Origin of the sequence: Phenylobacterium sp., from assembly GCF_031360265.1 — a bacterium.
GTDB lineage: Bacteria > Pseudomonadota > Alphaproteobacteria > Caulobacterales > Caulobacteraceae > Phenylobacterium.
The window spans coordinates 1-20,541 of the sequence record NZ_JANMBF010000140.1 but is presented as its reverse complement, the minus strand read 5'-3'; the positions used below and the strand labels follow the sequence as shown (position 1 = coordinate 20,541).

The window sequence follows — 20,541 nt, the reverse complement described above, 5'->3', positions numbered from 1 at the left end:
GATGGCTGCCGGCTTTCCGGAACACGACTTCAAGTCTTGACCCGGAATCCGGTGTAATCCGTTTTGCAAGCTGAAGAGACGATGAATTCTTAACAGGGAACGAAAACGTAATGAGCGCAATTGTTGATGTAGTGGCCCGCGAAATCCTGGACTCGCGCGGCAATCCGACAGTAGAAGCCGATGTCGTACTCGAGTCCGGCGTATCGGGCCGTGCGGCGGTGCCGTCAGGCGCCTCGACCGGCGCCCACGAGGCGGTGGAGCGGCGCGACGGTGACAAGTCCCGCTATGGCGGCAAGGGTGTACTTGCGGCCGTCGATGCGGTGAATGGCGAGATCTATGACGCCCTGGCCGGCGCCGACGCTGAGGACCAGCGGCGCCTGGACCGCATGCTGATCGACCTCGACGGCACGCCCAACAAGTCGCGCCTGGGCGCCAATGCAATCCTGGGGGTGAGCCTCGCCGCCGCCAAGGCCGCGGCCGGCTCGGCGGCGCTGCCGCTCTACAAATATGTGGGCGGGGTCTCCGCGCGCGTGCTGCCGGTGCCGATGATGAACATCATCAATGGCGGCGCCCACGCCGACAATCCGATCGACATCCAGGAGTTCATGATCCTGCCCACCGGCGCGCCCACCTTCGCCGAGGCCCTGCGCATGGGCGCCGAGATCTTCCACGCCCTGAAGAGCCAGCTGAAGGCCGCCGGGCACAACACCAACGTCGGCGACGAGGGCGGCTTCGCTCCCAACATCGGCTCTGCCAAGGAGGCGCTGGCGTTCATCGTCAAGGCCGGCGAGAGCGCGGGCTTCGCCACCGGCAAGGACTTTGTGCTCGGCCTCGACGCGGCCGCCAGCGAGTTCTTCAAGGACGGAAAATACGTCATGGCCGGCGAGGGCAAGACCGTCGATCCCGCCGGCATGGTCGACTACCTCGCCGACCTCGCCGGCTCGTTCCCGATCGTCACCATCGAGGATGGCTGCGCCGAGGACGACCTGGAGGGCTGGAAGCTCTTGACCGAGCGGCTGGGCGGCAAGATCCAGCTGGTCGGCGACGACCTCTTCGTCACCAATCCCGAGCGGCTCTCCATGGGCATCGGCAAGGGCCTGGCCAACTCGATCCTGATCAAGGTCAACCAGATCGGCACCCTGTCGGAAACCTTGGACGCCGTCGATATGGCCCACCGCAACGCCTACACCGCCGTGATGAGTCACCGCTCGGGCGAGACGGAAGACTCGACCATCGCCGACCTCGCCGTGGCCACCAACTGCGGACAGATCAAGACCGGATCCCTGTCGCGCTCCGACCGCACGGCAAAATACAACCAGCTCCTGCGCATCGAGGAAGAGCTGGGCGACCAAGCGGTCTATGCCGGGCGGGCGGCGATCAAGCGGTCCTAGCGCGGAATCTCGATCCCCAGTTCGCGGCGGATGTGCGCCCGGGCGGCCGCCTCAAGGGCTTCGGGCCACGTCGCGCCCAGCTGTTGGGCGATGCCGCGCGCGCGGGGGAGGAAGGCGGCGGCACAGGCCATCGACGCGGCGATCACGGCTTCACGATTCGCCGCGGGGCAGGGCAGGCTCTCGATCAGCGCGATCTCCTCGGCGTCCAGAACGCGGGACAGACGCAAGGCCCCTGGCGGGGAGGGCGGCGCATGGCCCTCGATGAGCAGCGCGATCAGCTGGGCGCGCAGGTGGCCCACTCCGGTGACCCCCACGACGAACTCCTCGCGCCCGATGCTGAGCGGCAACAGACCCAGGCTCCGCAGAAATTCCTCGGTGATCGCCACCATCTTGTCCGGACCCGGTGACCGCGACGGCGGGTGTTTCGGCAGGCGGTCGTGGAGGCCCTGAGGGTCGAACAGCGGGCGCCATGTCGCCCGGGCGCCGTTCAGGTGCGACGGCACGGTCACCGTCAGGTCGAGGCGCAGCCACGCTTGCGTCACCGCGAGGAACAGCGGGACGCCGGGGTAGACCTGACGCCAGAGCACCGGAGCGCAGATCCCGGCGATCCAGTCGCGCGCCTGCTCGACGAAGGTGGCGTGCGCCTCGGGCGCGGCGACCAACACGAAGTCACAGTCGGACCATCGATCCCCGTCGCCGGCGCCCAGGCTGCCGCTCAGGAACAACGCGACCACCCGAGGGTCGGCGTCCGCCGCTTCCCGCACCGCCTCGATCAGGTCGTCGCGTGTCATGGGGCCACCTTCGCGGGTGTCTCCGGACTGCGCAATCGAGCAGGCGTCGCAGGCTTGGTGACCTCAAATCGCGAAGGCGAGGTCCATGCACGCCTCAAGCGAAACCGGTTGTCCAGAAACGATCCACGGTGACATGATGAACGGCTCGCAAATGCAGCCGGAAATACGGGGGTCGCGCCATGCGTATCAGGGGTTTGACGGCGGCGGTCGCAGCCGCCTTGACGATGTCTGCCGGCGCGGCGTCCGCGGCCGTCCTTGGCATCGGCCAGACCACCAGCGTGGCGAGCGGCATCGCGGCCTTCGGGCCTTCGATGGCCCAGATCACCTGGAAGCACATGTTCGCGCCCGGCACGGTCTGGCCATCCGGCGCGCTCGGTCCTCTCGCCGGCGGCGGCGTGCAGATCGACCCGGCAACCGGCTCTTCGGTGTCGGGCAATCTGGCGACCGCCAACTGGATCGAGGGACCCGGGTTCAACGACGGGCCCGGCGGCGTCGGTCCGGAGTTGGCGATCAGCGGCCCCGAGGACTTCACCTTGACCTTCTTCGGGCCGGTCACGCGCATCGGCCTGACGATCGCCACCGGCCTGGGAAATCTGCCCCATGAGTTCGACCACCTGGGCGCGGTGTTCAACCTGACCGCCAGCAATGGCGATACCGGCGTGCTGACCCTGGTCGATTCCGGGGCCGGATATTCAGCCTGGGTGACCATAACCTCGGCCACGCCGTTCAGCTCGCTGACCTTCTTCGAGCCGTCGCGCAACATCCAGGACCAGTACTTCGGGGACGTGTTGTCCGCCGCTGGCGTTCCGGAGCCCTCGACCTGGGCCATGATGCTTGCCGGGCTCGGTCTGGCCGGTGCGGCCCTGCGTCGGCGCCGGTTCCAGGCGGCCTGAGCCGGGCGCCGGCAGGTCGTTGGACGGGCGAGTGCGGAAGCTTTGCTGCAACTGATTGTTAAGGATAAATTGCGAGCCTTATCGGATCAGACATCCTAGAGATTCCCATCCCTTGCTCGCCTTCCTCCGCCCCTTCCTGCCGACCGCCGCGCTGGCGCTGCTGATCGCCTATTCCGGCTTCCATGCCTTCACCGGCGACCGCGGGATCCTGGCGTCGGACCAGCGTGACGAGACCCTGGTGGCCAAGACCCGCGAGCTGGAGCAAGTGCGCGCCCAGCGTCAGGACCTCGAATTGCGCGCCCACCTGCTTCGCGACACCAGCCTTTCGGCTGATCTCCTGGCGGAGAGAGCGCGCTCCCTGCTAGGCTTCGCCGACCCAAGGGACTATGTGATCCGCATGAAGCCCTAGGCGTCACCTGGGCGGTCGCCGCGTTCCCGCGGGGTTGTCGAACGATCACGGAGAGACGGGATGGCGCGTGTGCACACCGGCCCGATTGGCCGGCGAAAAGCCAACGCCGCCGGCGCGCCCAAGGCCGAGAGCGGCGGCCAGGCGGAGCTGCTGAAATACTATCGCGACATGCTGCTGATCCGTCGCTTCGAGGAACGGGCGGGCCAGCTATATGGCATGGGTCTGATCGGCGGGTTCTGCCACCTCTATATCGGCCAGGAAGCCATCGCCGTCGGTGTCCAGGCGGCCCAGAAGCCCGGCGACCAGGTGATCACCGGCTATCGCGAGCACGGTCATATGCTGGCCTGCGGCATGGACCCCAAGGCAGTCATGGCCGAGCTCACCGGTCGCGCCTCCGGCTCGTCGCACGGCAAGGGCGGCTCGATGCACATGTTCTCCACCAAGGCGGGCTTCTACGGCGGCCATGGGATCGTCGGCGCGCAGGTCAGCCTGGGCACCGGGCTGGCGCTGGCCAATCGCTATCGCGACGACGGCAAGGTGGCCTTCACCTATTTCGGCGACGGCGCCGCCAACCAGGGCCAGGTCTATGAGAGCTTCAACATGGCCGAACTCTGGAGCCTGCCAGTCGTCTATGTGATTGAGAACAACCAGTACGCCATGGGCACCGCCATCGAGCGCTCGTCGGCCGAGACCCGCCTGCACATGCGTGGCGCCTCGTTCAAGATTCCCGGCGAGGAGGTCGATGGCATGGACGTGCTGGCGGTGAAGGCCGCCGCCGAGAAGGCCGCCGCCCACGCCCGCACCGGCAAAGGACCCTACATCCTGGAAATGAAGACCTATCGCTATCGGGGCCATTCGATGAGCGATCCGGCCAAGTACCGCACGCGCGAGGAGGTCGATGAGGTCAAGAAGACGCGTGACCCGATCGAGCATGTGGAAGAGCTGCTGGCCAGGCACGGCTGGGCCGACGAAACGGCGCTGAAGGCCATCGACGCGGAGGTCAAGCGCATCGTCGCCGACGCGGCGGAGTTCGCGCGGACATCGCCGGAACCCGATCCTTCGGAGCTCTATACAGACGTCTACACCGAGGCCTCTGTGGGGCTGTCGGCATGACTGAGATCCTGATGCCGGCCCTGTCGCCGACCATGGAGGAGGGCACGCTGGCCAAGTGGCACGTGAAGGTCGGCGATGCGGTGAAATCCGGCGATGTGATCGCCGAGATCGAGACCGACAAGGCGACCATGGAGGTGGAGGCCGTCGACGAGGGCGTCGTCGAGGCCCTGCTGGTCGCCGAGGGAACCGAAGAGGTCAAGGTCAACACGCCCATCGCGCGGCTGTCGGGCGAGGGCGGGGCGGCCGCGCCGCCGCCGCGGACGGCGGACTCCACGCCAGCGTCTCGCGCCGAAGCCTCCGGCGATCCTGTGCGCAAACCGGTCGAAACCGCGCCGTCTGTACCGGCCAGCGCGCCGCTGAACGATCCCGAGCTCCCGGCCGGGGTAAAGCTGGTGAAGGTGACGGTGCGCGACGCCCTGCGGGACGCCATGGCCGAGGAGATGCGCCGCGATCCCGACGTCTTCCTGATGGGCGAGGAGGTCGCCCAGTATCAGGGCGCCTACAAGGTCTCCAGGGACCTGCTGGCCGAGTTCGGCGACAGGCGGGTCATCGACACCCCGATCACCGAGCACGGATTTGCAGGCCTGGGCGTCGGCGCGGCGATGGCCGGCCTGAAGCCGATCGTCGAGTTCATGACGTTCAATTTTGCCATGCAGGCCATTGATCATATTATTAATTCGGCGGCCAAGACGCTCTATATGTCCGGCGGCCAGATCAAGGCATCGATCGTCTTCCGCGGCCCCAATGGCGCGGCCTCCCGCGTCGGCGCGCAGCACAGCCAGGACTATGCCGGCTGGTACGGCCATGTGCCGGGCCTGAAGGTGGTCGCGCCCTATGACGCCGCCGACGCCAAGGGCCTGCTGAAGGCAGCCATCCGCGACCCCAACCCGGTGGTCTTCCTGGAGCACGAGATGCTCTACGGCCAGGAATTCGACGTGCCCGAGGGCATCGACTGGGTCGTCCCCATCGGCAAGGCCAAGGTCAGGCGCGAAGGGACCGGCGTCACGCTGGTGGCCTATTCGCGGATGGTCGGCTTCTGCCTGAAGGCCTCCGAGGCGCTGGCCGCCGAGGGCATCGAGGCCGAGGTCATCGACCTGCGCACCATCCGTCCCATGGATTGGCGCACGGTGGTCGACAGTGTCCAGAAGACCAACCGCCTGGTCACCGTCGAGGAAGGCTGGGGTCCCATGGGCGTCGGAGCCGAGGTGATCGCCCGGGTGCTGGAGCACGCCTTCGACTATCTCGACGCCCCGCCGGCGCGCGTGCACCAGGAAGACGTGCCCTTGCCCTACGCCGCCAATCTGGAAGCGCTCTCCATGCCGTCGGTGGAGAAGATCATCGAGGCGGCCAAGGCCGTGTGTTATCGATGAGCGGAACCTCCATCACCTGGCATGCCGGGGGCTGCCACTGCGGCGCGGTGCGCTTCGAAGTCGCCCTCCCAGCGGTCGTCGAGGCGCAGAGCTGCAACTGCTCGATGTGCGCTAAGACCGGCTTCATCCACATGATCGTACCGCAGAGCCGGTTCCGCCTGACCAGGGGCGCTGAGCGGCTGGTGGAATACACCTTCAACAGCCGGGTGGCGAAGCACCTGTTCTGCGGCGAATGCGGCGTCGAGGCCTTCTACCGGCCCCGCTCCAACCCCGATGGCTGGAGCGTCAACGCTCGCTGCCTGGATCGCGCCGACGACATCGACCTCAGGGTTGCGCCGTTCGACGGCCAGAACTGGGAGGCCAACGCCGCGGACCTGGCGCACCTGTCCAAGGAACCCGCATGAGCATCGACATCCTAATGCCGGCGCTATCGCCCACCATGGAGGAGGGCACGCTGGCCAAGTGGCACGTGAAGGTCGGCGACAAGGTGAAATCCGGCGATGTGATCGCCGAGATCGAGACCGACAAGGCGACCATGGAGGTGGAGGCCGTCGACGAGGGCGTGGTCGAGGCCCTGCTGGTCGCCGAGGGAACCGAAGAGGTCAAGGTCAACGCGCCGATCGCGCGGCTGTCGGGCGAGGGAGAGCAAACCCAGACGAGCCCTCTCCCCCCACCGGGTCGCTCAGCGACCCGGCCCCCCGAGCTTGGCTCGCCACCCCCAGAGGGGGTGGTGAAGGTGAGAGGGTTGGGACAGGGGGTGTCGGCTCAGAATCAGCCTGTTTCCGCGCCGCCCCTCGTTGACAAGGTCCCGCGGTCAGAGCCGGCGCCCCCACCCCCGGCCGCTCCCCGCAAGGGGGAGGGGAGCCGCGTTTTCGCCTCGCCCCTCGCGCGTCGGCTGGCCGAACAGAAGGGGCTGGACCTTTCGACAATGACCGGCTCCGGTCCGCACGGCCGGATCATCAAGGCTGACGTCGAAGGCGCCCAGCCCGGCGCGGCGAAAGCGCCCGCCGCCGCCGCCGTCGCGCCGCGCCAGGTCCTGTCGCTGGAGCAGATGGGCATCGCGCCCGGCAGCTACGACCTGATCCCGCTCGACGGCATGCGGAAGACCGTCGCACGGCGGATGACCGACAGCGTCCGCGACGTGCCGCACTTCCCGCTGTCCATCGACCTGGAGATCGACGCCCTGCTGGCGGCGCGAGCCAGGATCAACGCCCTGCTGGAAAAATCCGGCCGCAAGGTCAGCGTCAACGACATGGTGATCAAGGCCGCCGCCGTGGCCCTGATGCAGGTGCCGGAAGCCAACGCCTCCTACACGCCCGACGGCATCGCCCTGCACCATCACGCCGACATCGCCATGGCGGTGGCCGTCCCCGGCGGCCTGATCACCCCGATCCTCCGCGCCGCCGAAACCAAGGGCGTCGCCGCCATCGCCGCCGAAGCCAAGGACCTGGCCGAACGCGCGCGCACCAAGAAGCTGGCGCCCCACGAATACCAGGGCGGCACGTTCTCGATCTCCAACCTGGGAATGTTCGGCATCAGGTCGTTCAACTCGATCATCAACGAGCCGCAGGGCGCGATCCTGTCGGTGGGCGTCGGCGAGAAGCGGCCTGTGGTGCGCGGCAACGAGCTGGCCATCGCCACGGTGATGAGCGTCACGCTGACCTGCGATCACCGGGTGGTCGACGGGGCGATCGGCGCGCGTTGGCTCGCCGCCTTCAAACCGCTGATCGAAGATCCCATCACGATGATTGTCTGAGGCCGGCCATGACCACTATCTATGACTTCGCCGCCGAGACCCTGGACGGCGCCCCGGCGCCGCTCTCGGCCTATCGCGACAAGGTGGTGCTGATCGTCAACACCGCGAGCAAGTGCGGCTTCACCCCGCAGTACGCGGGCCTGGAGGCGCTCTGGCGCAAGTACCGAGACCAGGGCCTGGTGATCCTGGGCTTTCCCTGCAACCAGTTCGGGGCCCAGGAGCCGGGGGACGCGGCCGAGATCGCCAGCTTCTGTTCGCTGACCTACGACGTGGACTTCCCGATGATGCGCAAGGTCGACGTCAATGGCCCGGCGACCCACCCGCTCTATGCCTGGCTGAAACACGAGAAGAAGGGGCTGCTGGGCTCCGAGGGCGTGAAGTGGAACTTCACCAAGTTTCTGGTGAATCGCAAGGGTGAGGTGGTGAGCCGCTACGCCCCGACCGACAAACCCGAATCCCTGGAAGGCGCCATCGAGGCGCTTCTCTGATGGCGGCCGACGCCAAAGAGGGCAGTTTCGACGTCGTCATCATTGGCTCCGGCCCCGGCGGCTACGTCACCGCCATCCGCGCCAGCCAGCTCGGCCTGAAAGTGGCCATCGTCGAGCGGGAACTCCTGGGCGGCATCTGCCTGAACTGGGGCTGCATCCCCACAAAGGCCCTGCTCAAGTCCGGCGAGGTCTATGAGCAACTCGACCACTTGGCCGACTATGGCCTGTCGGTGGAAAAGCGCGGCTTCGACTTTGGCAAGGTCGTCGAACGCTCGCGCAAGGTCTCGGCCCAGCTCAACGCCGGCGTCGCCTTCCTGATGAAGAAACACAAGATCGAGGTGGTGATGGGCGCCGCCAAACTGGAGACAGGGCAGGCGGCTCCGGCTGTCGTTGTCGGCGACCGCAGGCTCACCGCCAGGCACGTGATCCTGGCCACCGGCGCGCGGGCCCGCACCATCCCCGCCGTGGGCCTTGAGCCCGACGGCGAGCGGGTCTGGACCTATCGCGAGGCCCTGGTCCCCAAGTCCGTCCCCAAGACCCTGATCGTCATCGGCTCGGGCGCCATCGGAATTGAATTCGCCAGCTTCTATAGGGCCTTAGGCTCGGATGTTACGGTGGTCGAGGCCCTGCCGCGCATCCTGCCCGTGGAGGACGAGGAGGTCTCCAAGGCCGCCCACAAGGCGTTCGAGAAGCGTGGCCTGAAGTTCCGCGTGCCGGCCAACGTGAAGAAGCTGACCAGGACCAAAACGGGTGTCGCCGTCGAGATCGAGAGTCCTGGCAAGGAGGGAGACGGCAAGTCGGAAACCCTTGAGGCCGACGTCGCCATCGTCGCGGTCGGCATCGTCGGCAATGTCGAGGACATGGGCCTGGAAGCCCTGGGCGTGAAGATCGAGCGCACCCACGTGGTCACCGACAAACACGGCGCCACGGGCGTCCCCGGCCTCTACGCCATCGGCGACGTGGCGGGTCCGCCGTGGCTCGCCCACAAGGCCAGCCACGAGGGCGTCCACTGCATCGAACACATCGCCGGCCTGGCGCCGGCCAATATCGACAGCCCGATCCCCGGCTGCACCTATTCGACCCCGCAGATCGCTTCCGTCGGCCTCACCGAGGCCCAGGCCAAGGACCAGGGCCGCGAGCCCAAGGTCGGCCGCTTCCCCTTCCGGGTGAACGGCAAGGCCATCGCCTCGGGTGAAACCGACGGGTTCGTCAAGACGGTGTTCGACGGCAGGACCGGCGCCCTGATCGGCGCCCACATGATCGGCGCCGAGGTCACCGAGATGATCCAGGGCTACGTCATCGCCATGACCTGCGAAGCCACCGAGGCCGAATTGCACGGCGCCGTTTTCCCCCACCCGACCATGAGCGAGGCCATGCACGAGGCGTCGCTCGACGCCTACGGGATGGTCCTGCACGCCTGATCAGGCCGCCGGCCGCATCTCCGCATCGACCATCCGCTGGATCGCCACATAGTCGGTCTTGCCGGTGCCGAGCACGGGGATCTCCTGGACGCGGATGATCTTGCGGGGCACGGCGATCTCCGGCGCCTGGATCGACTGCGCATAGGCGATCAGAGCGCTGGCCTCGGCGTCGCGCCGGTCGGTGACCAGGATCAGCCGTTCGCCTTTCTTCGGGTCGGCGAGCGCGATCACCGCGTGTCGGCAGTCGGGCCAGACGGCGCAGGCCAGGTCCTCGGCCGCCGTCAGCGAGACCATCTCGCCGGCGACCTTGGCAAACCGCTTCACCCGGCCCTTGATCTGCACCCAGCCGTCGTCGGTGATCGAGACCACGTCGCCCGTGTCGTGCCAGCCGTCGACCGGCGACTCGACCTCGCCAGATGCATTAAGGTAGCCCGCCATCACATTGGGTCCTCGCACAAAAAGCTGTCCGCCTCCGGGAATGCCCGGGACCGGGACGAGCCGGGTCTCGACGCCCGGCAGCAGGGCGCCGACGGTGCCCCGGCGATTGTCGCCGGGCTTGTTCACCGCGATCACCGGCGACGCCTCGGTGGCGCCATAGCCCTCCAGCAGCGGAATCGGACCGAATTTCTCGGCGATCAGGTTGTGGGTCTCCTCGCGAACCTTCTCCGCGCCGCAGACCACGAAGGTCAGGCCGGCAAGCTCGTCGGGTTCAGCCGAGCGGGCGTACTGATTGATGAAGGTGTCGGTGGCGAACAGCACATTGGCTTTGGTGTCCTTCACCAGGGCCGGGATCTGCTTGACGTGCAGGGGCGAGGGGTACTGGAACGCCTTCAGCCCGCTGAGGATCGGCAGCAGCGCGCCGCCGGTCAGGCCGAAGCAGTGAAAGATCGGCAGCGGGTTGAAGAACACCCAATCCGGGTCGAGCGCGATATGCTGAGCGATCTGGCGGCAATTGGCGATCAGGTTCGCCTGGCTCAGCACCACCCCCTTGGGCGTGCCGAAACTGCCGGAGGTGAACAGGATCACCCCGGGGTCGTCGGGCCTGGTCGCCGAGCGGAACCGCGCCGGAAAAGCGCCGGCCGCGGCCGCGAGCAGCTTGTCCGGCAGGCCGATCGTTGCGCGCACGTCCTCCAGATAGATCACCTTTGTCAGGGTCTCCAGGGCATCGATCAGGTCGTGCAACTTACCCTGCTCGACGAACCGGTGAGAGGTCAGCACGGTCTTCACGCCGGCCAGTTCGCACGCGCCCCTCAGGTTGCGGATGCCCGCCGTGAAATTCAGCATGGTCGGCACGCGTGCGAAGGCATGCAGGGCGAAGAAGGTCACTACGCCGGCCGAACTCGACGGCAGCATCACGCCCACCCGTTCGCCCTTGTGGGTAAAGGCCGCGATCTTGCGGCCGAGCGCGAAGGCGCCGCGGATCAGGTCGGTATAGCTCAGGGGATTGCGTTCCTGGTCCTCCAGGATCGGTTTTTTGGCGCCGTAGGTCTGCCGCGCCGCGACCAGGGCGTCGAACAGGGTCGTCTGCGCCTCAGCGGCCTCGAACGATCGCGACAAGAGCACCCACCCAAGGTTTGTTATGGTTGCGGCGAGCCTATCCCCCGGGCGGGGCGATGAAAAGAATGGTTACAGTCCGTGAGCACTGCGCGTCTCGAATTCGCGGCTTGATCCGAAGGCCGCGACCGCCGATCTAGGGGTCATGGCCGTGGTCATCGACAATCTGAACCCCTCCCGAAAAGAGTCTGGCGCGATCCGCCCGCGCCATCCCGAGAAGCAGGCGAACCCCGAGACGCCCCTGTTGCGCAAGCCGGAGTGGCTTCGGGTCCGCGCGCCGGGCTCAGCCGGCTACAACGCCACCCGCGACATCGTCAAAGCGCACGGCCTAGTCACCGTCTGCGAAGAGGCGGCCTGCCCGAATATCGGCGAATGCTGGTCCAAGAGCCACGCGACGATGATGATCATGGGCGAGGTCTGCACGCGGGCCTGCGCCTTCTGCAACGTCGCCACCGGCAAGCCCAAGCCGCTGGACTCCACCGAACCGGCCCGAGTCGGCGAGGCGGTGGCCAAGATGGGTCTGAAACACGTGGTCATCACCTCGGTCGACCGCGACGACCTGGCCGACGGCGGGGCGGGGCATTTCGCCGCCGTGGTCCGCGCGATCCGCGCTGCGGCGCCCGGCACGACCATCGAGATCCTGACGCCGGACTTTCTGCGCAAGCCGGTCGAGGCAGCCTATCAGGTGATCGACGCCAGGCCCGATGTCTTCAACCACAACCTGGAGACGGTGCCACGGCTCTATCTCTCGATCCGGCCCGGCGCGCGCTACTACCATTCGCTGCGCCTGCTTGAGCGGGTGAAGGAACGCGATCCGACCCAGTTCACCAAGTCCGGCGTCATGGTCGGCCTGGGCGAGGCCAAGGAGGAGGTCATGCAGGTGATGGACGACATGCGCTCCGCCGGCGTCGATTTCATCACCATCGGCCAATATCTCCAGCCGACCCGCAGACACGCCCCGATCGATCGCTTCGTCCATCCTGACGAGTTCGCCGCCTATGAGACGGTGGCGCGCGCCAAGGGATTTCTGATGGTCGCCTCGAGCCCGCTCACGCGCTCGTCGCATCACGCCGGCGAGGACTTCGCGCGCCTTCAGGCGGCGCGGTTGGCCCGGGAAACGCTGTCGGCCAAGGAGAAGGGGGCCTGAAGCACCACGTCTCCAGGCGCCTGCCCTATACGCCGGACCAACTGTTCGCGCTGGTCAGCGACATCGCGGCCTATCCGGACTTCGTGCCGTGGATCACCGCCATGCGCACCTGGAACGCGCGGACGCTGGGGCCGGGGCTTGAGTTGGTAGACGCCGAGGCGGGGATCCAGTTTTCCTTCCTCAAGGAACGGTTCTCAACCCGGGTCCGGCGCGACGCCACCGCGCGGCAGATCGACGTCAGTCTGTTGTCGGGACCGTTCCGCAGGCTGGCCAACAGCTGGGCGTTCTTCGAGGCTGCGGAAGGTGGAGCCCGCGTCGAGTTCGACATCGACTTCCAGTTCAAGTCGCGGCTGCTTGACGCCCTGCTGGCCGCCAATTTCGCTCACGCCGTTGACCGGCTGATGGCGTGTTTCGAGGCGCGAGCGGCGGCGCTCTACGGCAGGGCTGAGCCCCCCGTCTAGCTCGCGGCCGGGGTTTGCGGCGTCGCCCCCGGATTTGACGCCACCGCGCTGGCGGGGACACCGCGACGCGCTCCTTCGGTCAGCATGATCGCCTTGGGCCCAGCTTGCCGATAGTCACCGGCAATCCCAGGCACAGATCGAGATGCGCGATAGGGTTGAATCTCCAACGGTAGTCTACTTCCCCTTGAATTTCGCTGAGTCAACATATTGCCAGCATTGGAAACCGCAGGTTGACCTACTCGCCTATCGGGGGAACAGGGTTATTCTTTGATCGATACCGTGTTATGTGATCTGGACCTGTCGGAGGGACCTTGAAATGCGACTTACAACCTACGCTATCGGGCTGGTGCGGGCCTCCGCCCTCGCGGCCGTTCTGAGCGCCGGAGGCGCCGCCGCGGCGCCGATCACCTTCATTTTCGGGGTTCCGAGCGGCAACCTCGGGCTCACCCACACCTATACGGACGGTGGGTCAGGGCTCTCGATCGTCGCGGCTGGATACGACTTCTCCGGGGCGGCCACGAGCTTGTACGGCAAGAATGACGGTGGTGATGAGGTCGGTCTCGGTTTGGCCAACGACCCGACCGGCAATCATGAGATCCACTACCATTCGGGATTCGTACAGCTGGATGTCTCTAACCTCATCGGCAGGGTCATCCCGGGATCGACGATATTTTCCACCGGGAGCACCACCAACGGCGAAAAATGGGGCGTGTTCGGCAGCAATATCGCCGGGGCCTATTCCGGGGGCCCGCTGATCACGGGTACGTCGGAGTCGTCGCACGCGCTCCCGAGCTTCGGCAGTTTCAGGTATTATGACTTTGTCGAACTGAACGCGACGCCCGGCCAGGGCGACAATTTCCTGATCCACAGCCTTTCCGCGACACGGCGCGCCGTGCCGGAACCAGCGACATGGGCGCTGATGATTGGCGGCTTCGGACTGACCGGCCTGATGTTGCGCGATCGCCGTCGCCGACTGACCCTGACCTAGGAGCGTTCGCTGGGGCGTCAGGCCATCCGGTCGCGCAGCATCTGCAGCGCCGATTGCACGGCGGCGAACTGGATTCCTATCCGATCCTCGAATTCGAAGAATTCCTGGCGGTGCATCAGGCCGTGATTGGTCCGCGCCGTGGCGATATGGACTGTGCCGACCGGCTTCATCGGCGTACCCCCGAGCGGCCCGGCGACCCCAGTGATCGCCACTGAAATATGGGCGTTGGAGTGCTCCAGCGCGCCCTCGGCCATCATCCGCGCGACCGGCTCGGACACCGCGCCCAGGTCGGCGATCAGGTCGCCTGGGACCCCCAGCAATTCCTGCTTGGCGCGGTTGGAATAGGTGACAAACCCGCGCTCGAACACGTCGGAAGCCCCTGAGACCTGGCAGATGGCCCCGGCTACCAGGCCGCCGGTGCAGCTCTCCGCCGTGACGATCCGCAAGGACCGTTCGCGCGCCTCATCGACCAGCAGGCGGGCGAGGGTCACGATCTCAAGCGAAAACATCGGTGCGAACTCTCTTAACGGCTCAGAAGGCCAGGCGACCAGAGCATCGGACCGATCTTTCATTCAAGGCGATTCGCGACAGCATGACCCCTCAGGCTTCCAGGACTCGGCTGGACACACGGCCGCCCGACTGCCTGTTCGTGCTGACCGTGTTCGCCAGCGCCGCTCTGGTCTTCCTGGTCGAGCCGATGGCAGCCAGGCTGGTGTTGCCCTTGCTGGGGGGCAGTCCGTCGGTCTGGAACACCAGCCTGGCCTTCTTCCAGGCCGCGCTGCTGGGCGGCTACGCCTATGCCCATGGCCTGCAGCGCCTGCCCTCGCCGCGGGCCCAGGCTCTGGTCCACATCGCGGTCCTGTTGCTGGCCGCGGTCGCGCTGCCGCTCAGGGTCAACGAACTGTTTGGACCCCCGTCCTCAGGCCATCCGACAGCCTGGCTGCTGGGAGTGCTGGCGGTGTCGATCGGCGCGCCCTTCGCCGCGCTGTCCGCCACCGCTCCGCTGGTCCAGGCCTGGCACGCGCGATCCTTTGCGGACGGGCAGGGCGGCGAGCCCTACCGGCTCTACGCCGCCAGCAACCTCGGCAGCCTGCTGGCGCTGCTCGCCTATCCGGTTGTCGTTGAGCCCGTTCTGACCCTGCACGCCCAGCGCGTGGGCTGGAGCGTCGCCTACGGTCTGTTCATCCTGCTGATGGGCGGCCTTGCCATGGCCGTCGTCCGCGCGGCCCCCAGGGGTGGACGGGTCCGGCCCACGGCCGAGACAACCTCGTCGATCGTCTGGCGCGATCGCCTGATCTGGGTGGCGCTGGCCGCCATCCCCTCCAGCCTGATGCTGGGCGTGACCAGCTACATCACCACCGACGTGGCCTCCGCGCCCTTCCTGTGGGTGTTACCTCTGGCCCTGTACCTCGCGAGCTTCATTGTCGCCTTCCAGGCCCGCCCGGCGATCCCGCCCGACATAACCCTGCTGCTGCAGGCCGCGGCCCTTGCCGCCTGCGTGGTGCTGCTGCCGTTCACCGCCAACGCCTTCGCGATCCAGCTTCCGATCCATCTGGCGGCCTTCTTCCTGACCGCTCTGATGTGCCACCAGGCGCTGGTCGCCCGCAGGCCCGATCCAGCACGGCTCACCGAGTTCTATTTCTGGATGTCGCTGGGCGGGGTGGTCGGCGGGTCGTTCAACGCCTTCCTGGCGCCGGTGATTTTCAACAGTGTCTGGGAATATCCGCTGGTCCTGGCGCTGTCGTGCCTGGTCCGGCCCTGGAATGTCTCGCGGATCGAGGGGTCCGCCTGGGTGATGCTGATCGTCGGCATCGCCGGCGGAGTAGCCACCCCGCTCCTCAACATCTTCGTCGCGCAGCACGTCTACGCCAAGCCGCTGGTCGGCGGCTTCACCCAGGTGGACGCCTATGAGCTCGGGCTGCGGGTCTGCCTAGGCGCCGCGGCGATTTCGGCGTTCCTGCTGCGCGGCCGAGGGCTGATGTTCACGGCGGTCATCGCCGTGCTCTCGGTCGGAGCCAACGCCGCGGCCGACCGCACCGACACTACGCAGAGCTGGCGCAGCTTCTTCGGCGTGCTGCGCCAGTCGCAGACACAGGTTCCGGAAATCGGCGGGCCCACCCGCATGCTTTCGCACGGCACCACCCTGCACGGCGCCCAAGCGCTGACGCCCAGGTGGCGGTGCAATCCGCTGGTCTACTATGCCCAGTCCAGCCCCATCGGGCAGGTGTTCCTGGCCGAGCACCGCGCCAAGCCCAGCCTGCGCCTGGGGGCGGTCGGGCTGGGGACGGGCTCGGTCTCGACCTATGTGCGGGCGAGCGACCGCCTGACCTTCTTCGAGATCGATCCTCTGGTGGTGCGCATCGCCACCGATCCCGCCCACTTCAGCTACACCACGGCCTGCGCGAAAGGTCCGGTCGACTATGTCGTGGGCGATGCGCGGCTGACGCTGGAGACCCAGCCACGCGACATCTTCGACGTTCTGCTGATCGACGCCTTTTCGTCGGATGCGGTGCCCACGCACTTGCTGACCGTTCAGGCCGTGCGAGGCTATCTCACCCACCTGAAGCCGGACGGCGTGCTGATCCTGCACCTGTCCAACCGCAATCTTGACCTGAACGGGCCGGCGCAAGCCGTGGCCAGGGCCGCGGGCGGCGTCGCCCTGATCCAGCACTACCGCCCTACGCCCGGCGCGGACCTCGGCGGCTGGCCGGCGCCGGAGGACGCGGTGATCGTCGCGCGGTCAGCCGCCGGTCTCGCCCCGTTCACCCACGATCGCCGCTGGCAGGCCACCGACCCCGGAAAGGTGCGGCCCTGGACCGACGACTATACCAATCTGTTCGGCGCGCTCTGGCGGCGCATGAGGACCAAGATGGATCCGGCAAGCGAGGGTTAGACCGGCGTTTCAACGTTCACCACCGCCTGCGCCGCGATGCCTTCTTCGCGGCCGGTGAAGCCCATGCCCTCGGTCGTGGTGGCCTTGACGCTGACCCGGTCGATACCGACCCCCAGCAGGTCGGCGATGCGGGCGCGCAGGGCGTCCCGGTGCGGGCCGATCTTCGGCCGCTCGCAGATCAACGTCAGGTCGGCGCTGAGGATCTGTCCACCGCGGGCGGCCACCAGCGCCACGGCATGGGTCAGGAAACGGTCGGATGACGCGCCCCGCCATCTTGGGTCGGAGGGTGGGAAGTGCTGGCCGATGTCGCCCTCAGCGATAGCCCCCAACACCGCGTCGGTGAGCGCGTGCAGGCCGACATCGGCGTCGGAATGCCCGACCAGCGCCCGATCGTGCGGGATCCTCACCCCCCCCAGCCAGACCGCGTCGCCAGGGCCGAAACGATGGGCGTCGACGCCGAACCCGGTGCGGGTCAAGCGCTGCCCGCCCGCCAGCCGTTCGGCCATCGCGAAATCCTCCGGATAGGTCAGTTTCAGCAGCATCGGATCGCCCCGGACCATGGCGACCCTGCCGCCGTCACGCTCCAGGACGCCGGCATCGTCGGTGGGGTCCTCGCCGGCCGGCCAGTTGGCGAAGGCGTCCTTCAGGCGTCCCAGCCAGAACGCCTGCGGCGTCTGGGCGCGCATCAGGCCGTCGCGACTCTCGGTCGCGGTCACGACGCCATCGCCCCGCTTCAAGGTGTCCGGCACGGGCAGGGCGGGGATCGCGCCGTCGGCGGCCTGCAGCGCGGCCAGCAGCCGATCGACGTGGGCGCGGGTGACGAACGGCCGGGCGGCATCGTGCACCAGCACCGGATATTCGGGCGGGCCGGTCAGAGCGTGCAATCCGGCCTGCACGGACTGCGCGCGGCTGTTGCCGCCAGGCACGGCGCGCCATCGCCGCAGGCCAACCAGCGCCTCGCCCAGCTGGCTCAGGCGGTCGGCGGCGACAACCACGACAATCTCTTCCGCGCCGGCGTCGAGCAACCCTTCCACCGACCAGCGGACCAGCGCCCGACCGCCCAGCGCGCGCCAGGCCTTGGGCTCGCCGGGGCCCGCCCGCAGCCCCTCGCCAGCGGCTACGACAATCGCCGAAAACGTCATGAGTGCGTGTTTAGGGCCACGGTCGGTCAAGTCCAGCGTTACGGGGTCTTTACCGCAGCGCACAAATTGCCTAAAAACCCAGCTATGGACGTGTGTAAAAAATGAGCACATTGCTTAGAATTGGAAATGTCGAGGTCGGTGGCCGGGTCTGGATCGCCCCGATGACCGGCGTTTCCGACCTGCCGTTCCGCCGCGCCGCGAGCCGGCTGGGGGCCGCCTATGCGGCCACGGAGATGGTCGCCTGCGCGGAATTCGCCAAGGGCCGGCCCGACGTCGTGCGCCGCGCCGCGGTCGGCGAGGGACTGCCGTTGATGGTCGTCCAGCTGGTCGGGCGAGATCCGGGCCATGTCGCCGAGGGCGCGCGCCTGGCCGCGGCGGCGGGCGCGCAGATTATCGACCTCAACTTCGGCTGTCCGGCCCGCGAAGTCACCGGCGCCCAGTGCGGCTCGGCCCTGATGCGCGAGCCGGACCTCGCCGCGCGCCTGATCGCCTGCGCCATCGCCGCGGTCGATGTGCCGGTGACGGTCAAGATGCGGCTGGGCTGGGACGATGCGTCCCGCAACGCCCCTGAGCTCGCCGCCCGGGCTGAGGGTCTCGGGGTTGCGGCGATCACGGTTCACGGCCGCACCCGATGCCAGTTCTACAAGGGCGCGGCGGACTGGGGCGCGGTGCGCGAGGTAAAATCGGCGGTGTCGATCCCGGTCATCGTCAATGGCGATATTGTCGATGGCGCCAGCGCGCGGGCGGCTCTGGAGGCGTCGGGCGCGGACGGGGTGATGATCGGCCGCGGCGTCTATGGCAAGCCCTGGATCGCGGCCCAGGTCGAGGCGGAGCTGGCGGGTCAACGGTTCGATATCCCCGACCCGGCGGCCCGGTTGAGGATCGCACTGGCCCATTTCCGCGACAGCCTTGGCTTCTATGGCGAGCGCCTGGGTCTGAGGATATTCCGCAAACATCTGGCGGCCTATGTCGAACACGCGCCCTGGCCCGCGAACCCGGCGGTTCGACGCGAGGCGCGCGCTGCGCTCTGCCGGCTGGACCAGCCGCGCGAGATCGAGCGCGCGCTGACCTCGCTGTGGTCCGACCCCGAGCGGAGGCTGGCGGCATGACCCGGCGGACCCTTCCCCAGTCGCTGGGTGTCGACGTTTTGGCGCTGCGGGCCGCGGCCTTCGATCTCAGCCCCGACCCGGCCATGGTGGTGGATGGCTCCGGCGCCCTGATCGCCGTGAACGAGGCGGCCGAGGCCTTGTTCGGCCAGGGCCTCAGCCTTTTGGCGCGCGGGCGATTCAGCGCGGCCCTGCCGCCGGGATCGGCCCTGGTTTCCCTGCTCGACCGCGCTCTGGAAGAGGATGCCAAGGTCCGCGAGCGTGGAGTCCAGATCAGCCTGTTTGGCCTGACGCCCTTCGAAGCCGACGGCGCGGCGGCCCCGCTGGGCGACGGATCGGTGCTGCTCACCCTGACGGTCCGGTCGGGCCTTGGGGCGGAACGCGGAGGAGCGGAAGCGGCCGGCGGCCTGCGCTCCATCGTCGGGCTGGGCCGCATGCTGGCCCATGAAATCAAGAATCCCCTGGCGGGTATCCGCGGCGCGGCCCAACTGCTCAAGTCCGGCGCCAAGGCCGAGGACGCGCCCCTGGCCCAGTTGATCGTCGACGAGACCGACCGGGTGCGCCGGCTGGTCGATCGCATGGAGGCCTTCTCCGACGACGCCTTGCCGAGCCTGACCCCGCTCAACATTCACCAGGTCCTGGATCGCGTCCGCGCCCTGGCCGCCAATGGCGTCGCCGACGGACTTGTGCTGCGCGAGCACTACGATCCATCGCTGCCGCCGGTGCACGGCGACGAAGACCAGCTGATCCAGATTTTTCTCAACCTGGTGAAGAACGCCGCCGAGGCGGCGCATGCCCGCGGCGACGGGCGTGGCGAGATCGGGATCTATACCGCCTATCGACACGGCGTGCGGGTTCGCGCGTCCCGGGGCCAGAGCCTGCGCGGCGCGCCGCTGGAAATCCGCGTGATCGACAATGGTCCGGGCGTCCCGGCGCACCTGCGCGAACACCTGTTCCAGCCCTTTGTCACGTCAAAGGCCAATGGGGCGGGCCTTGGCCTGGCCCTGGTCGCGAAACTGGTCGCCGCGCACGGCGGCTTGCTCGACTTCGATTCCGAACCCGGCCGGACGGTCTTCCGGGTCCTGTTGCCCGTCGTCGCAGAAGAGGACCTCACGGCATGAACGCCGCCAGCAAGAAAATCCTCATCGCCGATGACGACGCCTCGATCCGGCTGGTGTTGTCCCAGGCCTTCACCCGGCTGGGCTATCAGGTGCGCGCCACGGGCAATGCCGCCACGCTCCTGAAGTGGGTGTCGGAAGGCGAGGGGGACCTGATCGTCACCGACGTGATGATGCCCGACGAGAACGTCTTCGACGTGCTGCCGCGGATACGCAAGCAGCGCCCCAAGCTGCCGATCATCGTGATGAGCGCGCAGAACAACCTGATCACGGCGGTCAACGCCGCGGAGATGGGCGCCTTCGACTACATCCCCAAACCCTTCGACCTGGACGACATGACCTCGGCCGCGCGGCGCGCGTTGTCGCGACCCGCCGACCCGGAGGCCGCCCGCGCCCAGGCCCGCGCGGTGCGCGACGACCGCCTGCCGCTGATCGGCCGTTCCGGGCCGATGCAGGAGGTCTATCGGACCATCGCGCGCCTCGTGGGCGCCGACCTGACG

Annotated in this window: 19 protein-coding genes and 1 pseudogene; 16 read left to right on the top strand and 4 right to left on the bottom strand. The window is 67.7% G+C overall.

Annotated features, from left to right (window positions below; genetic code table 11):
- Window positions 1-110 precede the first annotated feature (110 nt).
- The gene (gene eno / locus RMN86_RS13080; RefSeq protein ID WP_309606287.1) at window positions 111-1,391 is read left to right on the top strand and encodes a phosphopyruvate hydratase; all 1,281 of its coding nucleotides are present in this window, start codon (window positions 111-113) and stop codon (window positions 1,389-1,391) included.
- Here eno and RMN86_RS13075 read toward each other — a convergent pair.
- On the bottom strand, window positions 1,388-2,182 hold the full coding sequence (locus RMN86_RS13075; RefSeq protein WP_309606286.1) for a hypothetical protein: 795 nt from the start codon (window positions 2,180-2,182) through the stop codon (window positions 1,388-1,390). The genes eno and RMN86_RS13075 overlap by 4 nt on opposite strands.
- A 179-nt stretch (window positions 2,183-2,361) precedes the next feature.
- On the opposite strand from RMN86_RS13075, the gene RMN86_RS13070 reads away from it, so the two are divergent.
- From RMN86_RS13070 to lpdA, 8 genes are all read left to right on the top strand, one after another.
- Window positions 2,362-3,075, top strand: coding sequence for a PEPxxWA-CTERM sorting domain-containing protein (locus tag RMN86_RS13070; protein ID WP_309606285.1), 714 nt, complete (start codon window positions 2,362-2,364; stop codon window positions 3,073-3,075).
- Window positions 3,076-3,187: 112 nt separating this feature from the next.
- The gene (locus RMN86_RS13065) at window positions 3,188-3,484 is read left to right on the top strand and encodes a septum formation initiator family protein (RefSeq protein WP_309606284.1); all 297 of its coding nucleotides are present in this window, start codon (window positions 3,188-3,190) and stop codon (window positions 3,482-3,484) included.
- Between the two features lie 60 nt (window positions 3,485-3,544).
- A complete protein-coding gene (gene pdhA / locus RMN86_RS13060; protein WP_309606283.1) occupies window positions 3,545-4,597 on the top strand; it encodes a pyruvate dehydrogenase (acetyl-transferring) E1 component subunit alpha in 1,053 nt (350 codons plus the stop codon).
- Complete coding sequence (locus RMN86_RS13055) at window positions 4,594-5,967, top strand: pyruvate dehydrogenase complex E1 component subunit beta (protein WP_309606282.1); 1,374 nt, start codon at window positions 4,594-4,596, stop codon at window positions 5,965-5,967. The genes pdhA and RMN86_RS13055 overlap by 4 nt, the downstream gene beginning before the upstream one ends.
- Window positions 5,964-6,371, top strand: coding sequence for a GFA family protein (locus RMN86_RS13050; protein WP_309606281.1), 408 nt, complete (start codon window positions 5,964-5,966; stop codon window positions 6,369-6,371). The genes RMN86_RS13055 and RMN86_RS13050 overlap by 4 nt, the downstream gene beginning before the upstream one ends.
- Complete coding sequence (locus tag RMN86_RS13045; protein WP_309606280.1) at window positions 6,368-7,723, top strand: pyruvate dehydrogenase complex dihydrolipoamide acetyltransferase; 1,356 nt, start codon at window positions 6,368-6,370, stop codon at window positions 7,721-7,723. The genes RMN86_RS13050 and RMN86_RS13045 overlap by 4 nt, the downstream gene beginning before the upstream one ends.
- 8 nt (window positions 7,724-7,731) lie before the next feature.
- A complete protein-coding gene (locus tag RMN86_RS13040; RefSeq protein WP_309606279.1) occupies window positions 7,732-8,211 on the top strand; it encodes a glutathione peroxidase in 480 nt (159 codons plus the stop codon).
- On the top strand, window positions 8,211-9,632 hold the full coding sequence (lpdA, locus tag RMN86_RS13035) for a dihydrolipoyl dehydrogenase (protein WP_309606278.1): 1,422 nt from the start codon (window positions 8,211-8,213) through the stop codon (window positions 9,630-9,632). The genes RMN86_RS13040 and lpdA overlap by 1 nt, the downstream gene beginning before the upstream one ends.
- On the opposite strand, the gene RMN86_RS13030 is transcribed toward lpdA, so the two are convergent.
- Window positions 9,633-11,189 (bottom strand): AMP-binding protein, encoded by a 1,557-nt coding sequence (locus tag RMN86_RS13030; RefSeq protein WP_309606277.1) that lies wholly within the window; start codon window positions 11,187-11,189, stop codon window positions 9,633-9,635.
- Window positions 11,190-11,331: 142 nt separating this feature from the next.
- On the opposite strand from RMN86_RS13030, the gene lipA reads away from it, so the two are divergent.
- The 3 genes and pseudogenes from lipA to RMN86_RS18170 all read left to right on the top strand — a co-directional run.
- Complete coding sequence (gene lipA / locus RMN86_RS13025; protein ID WP_309606276.1) at window positions 11,332-12,333, top strand: lipoyl synthase; 1,002 nt, start codon at window positions 11,332-11,334, stop codon at window positions 12,331-12,333.
- Window positions 12,330-12,794, top strand: a complete 465-nt coding sequence (locus tag RMN86_RS13020; protein WP_309606288.1) for an SRPBCC family protein — start codon at window positions 12,330-12,332, stop codon at window positions 12,792-12,794. Before lipA ends, RMN86_RS13020 begins: the two co-directional genes overlap by 4 nt.
- 883 nt (window positions 12,795-13,677) lie before the next feature.
- Window positions 13,678-13,782: pseudogene (locus tag RMN86_RS18170) on the top strand (PEPxxWA-CTERM sorting domain-containing protein); the annotation flags it as partial.
- A 17-nt stretch (window positions 13,783-13,799) separates the two neighbouring features.
- Here RMN86_RS18170 and RMN86_RS13010 read toward each other — a convergent pair.
- Window positions 13,800-14,291 carry a CinA family protein gene (locus RMN86_RS13010; RefSeq protein WP_309606274.1) on the bottom strand — a complete coding sequence of 164 codons (492 nt, stop codon included), beginning with the start codon at window positions 14,289-14,291 and terminating at the stop codon, window positions 13,800-13,802.
- A gap of 83 nt (window positions 14,292-14,374) precedes the next feature.
- Between RMN86_RS13010 and RMN86_RS13005 the strand changes: the two genes are divergently transcribed.
- On the top strand, window positions 14,375-16,675 hold the full coding sequence (locus tag RMN86_RS13005; protein WP_309606273.1) for a fused MFS/spermidine synthase: 2,301 nt from the start codon (window positions 14,375-14,377) through the stop codon (window positions 16,673-16,675).
- Here the strand turns inward: RMN86_RS13005 and RMN86_RS13000 are convergent.
- Window positions 16,672-17,817, bottom strand: a complete 1,146-nt coding sequence (locus RMN86_RS13000; RefSeq protein ID WP_309606272.1) for a bifunctional 2-C-methyl-D-erythritol 4-phosphate cytidylyltransferase/2-C-methyl-D-erythritol 2,4-cyclodiphosphate synthase — start codon at window positions 17,815-17,817, stop codon at window positions 16,672-16,674. The genes RMN86_RS13005 and RMN86_RS13000 overlap by 4 nt on opposite strands.
- A 101-nt stretch (window positions 17,818-17,918) precedes the next feature.
- Between RMN86_RS13000 and dusB the strand changes: the two genes are divergently transcribed.
- From dusB to RMN86_RS12985, 3 genes are all read left to right on the top strand, one after another.
- Window positions 17,919-18,926: a tRNA dihydrouridine synthase DusB gene (gene dusB / locus RMN86_RS12995; protein ID WP_309606271.1), complete on the top strand. Its 1,008-nt coding sequence runs from the start codon at window positions 17,919-17,921 to the stop codon at window positions 18,924-18,926.
- Window positions 18,923-20,044, top strand: coding sequence for an ATP-binding protein (locus RMN86_RS12990; RefSeq protein WP_309606270.1), 1,122 nt, complete (start codon window positions 18,923-18,925; stop codon window positions 20,042-20,044). Before dusB ends, RMN86_RS12990 begins: the two co-directional genes overlap by 4 nt.
- On the top strand, window positions 20,041-20,541 hold a 501-nt coding region (locus RMN86_RS12985), incomplete at its 3' end, for a response regulator (protein ID WP_309606269.1). The genes RMN86_RS12990 and RMN86_RS12985, both read left to right, overlap by 4 nt.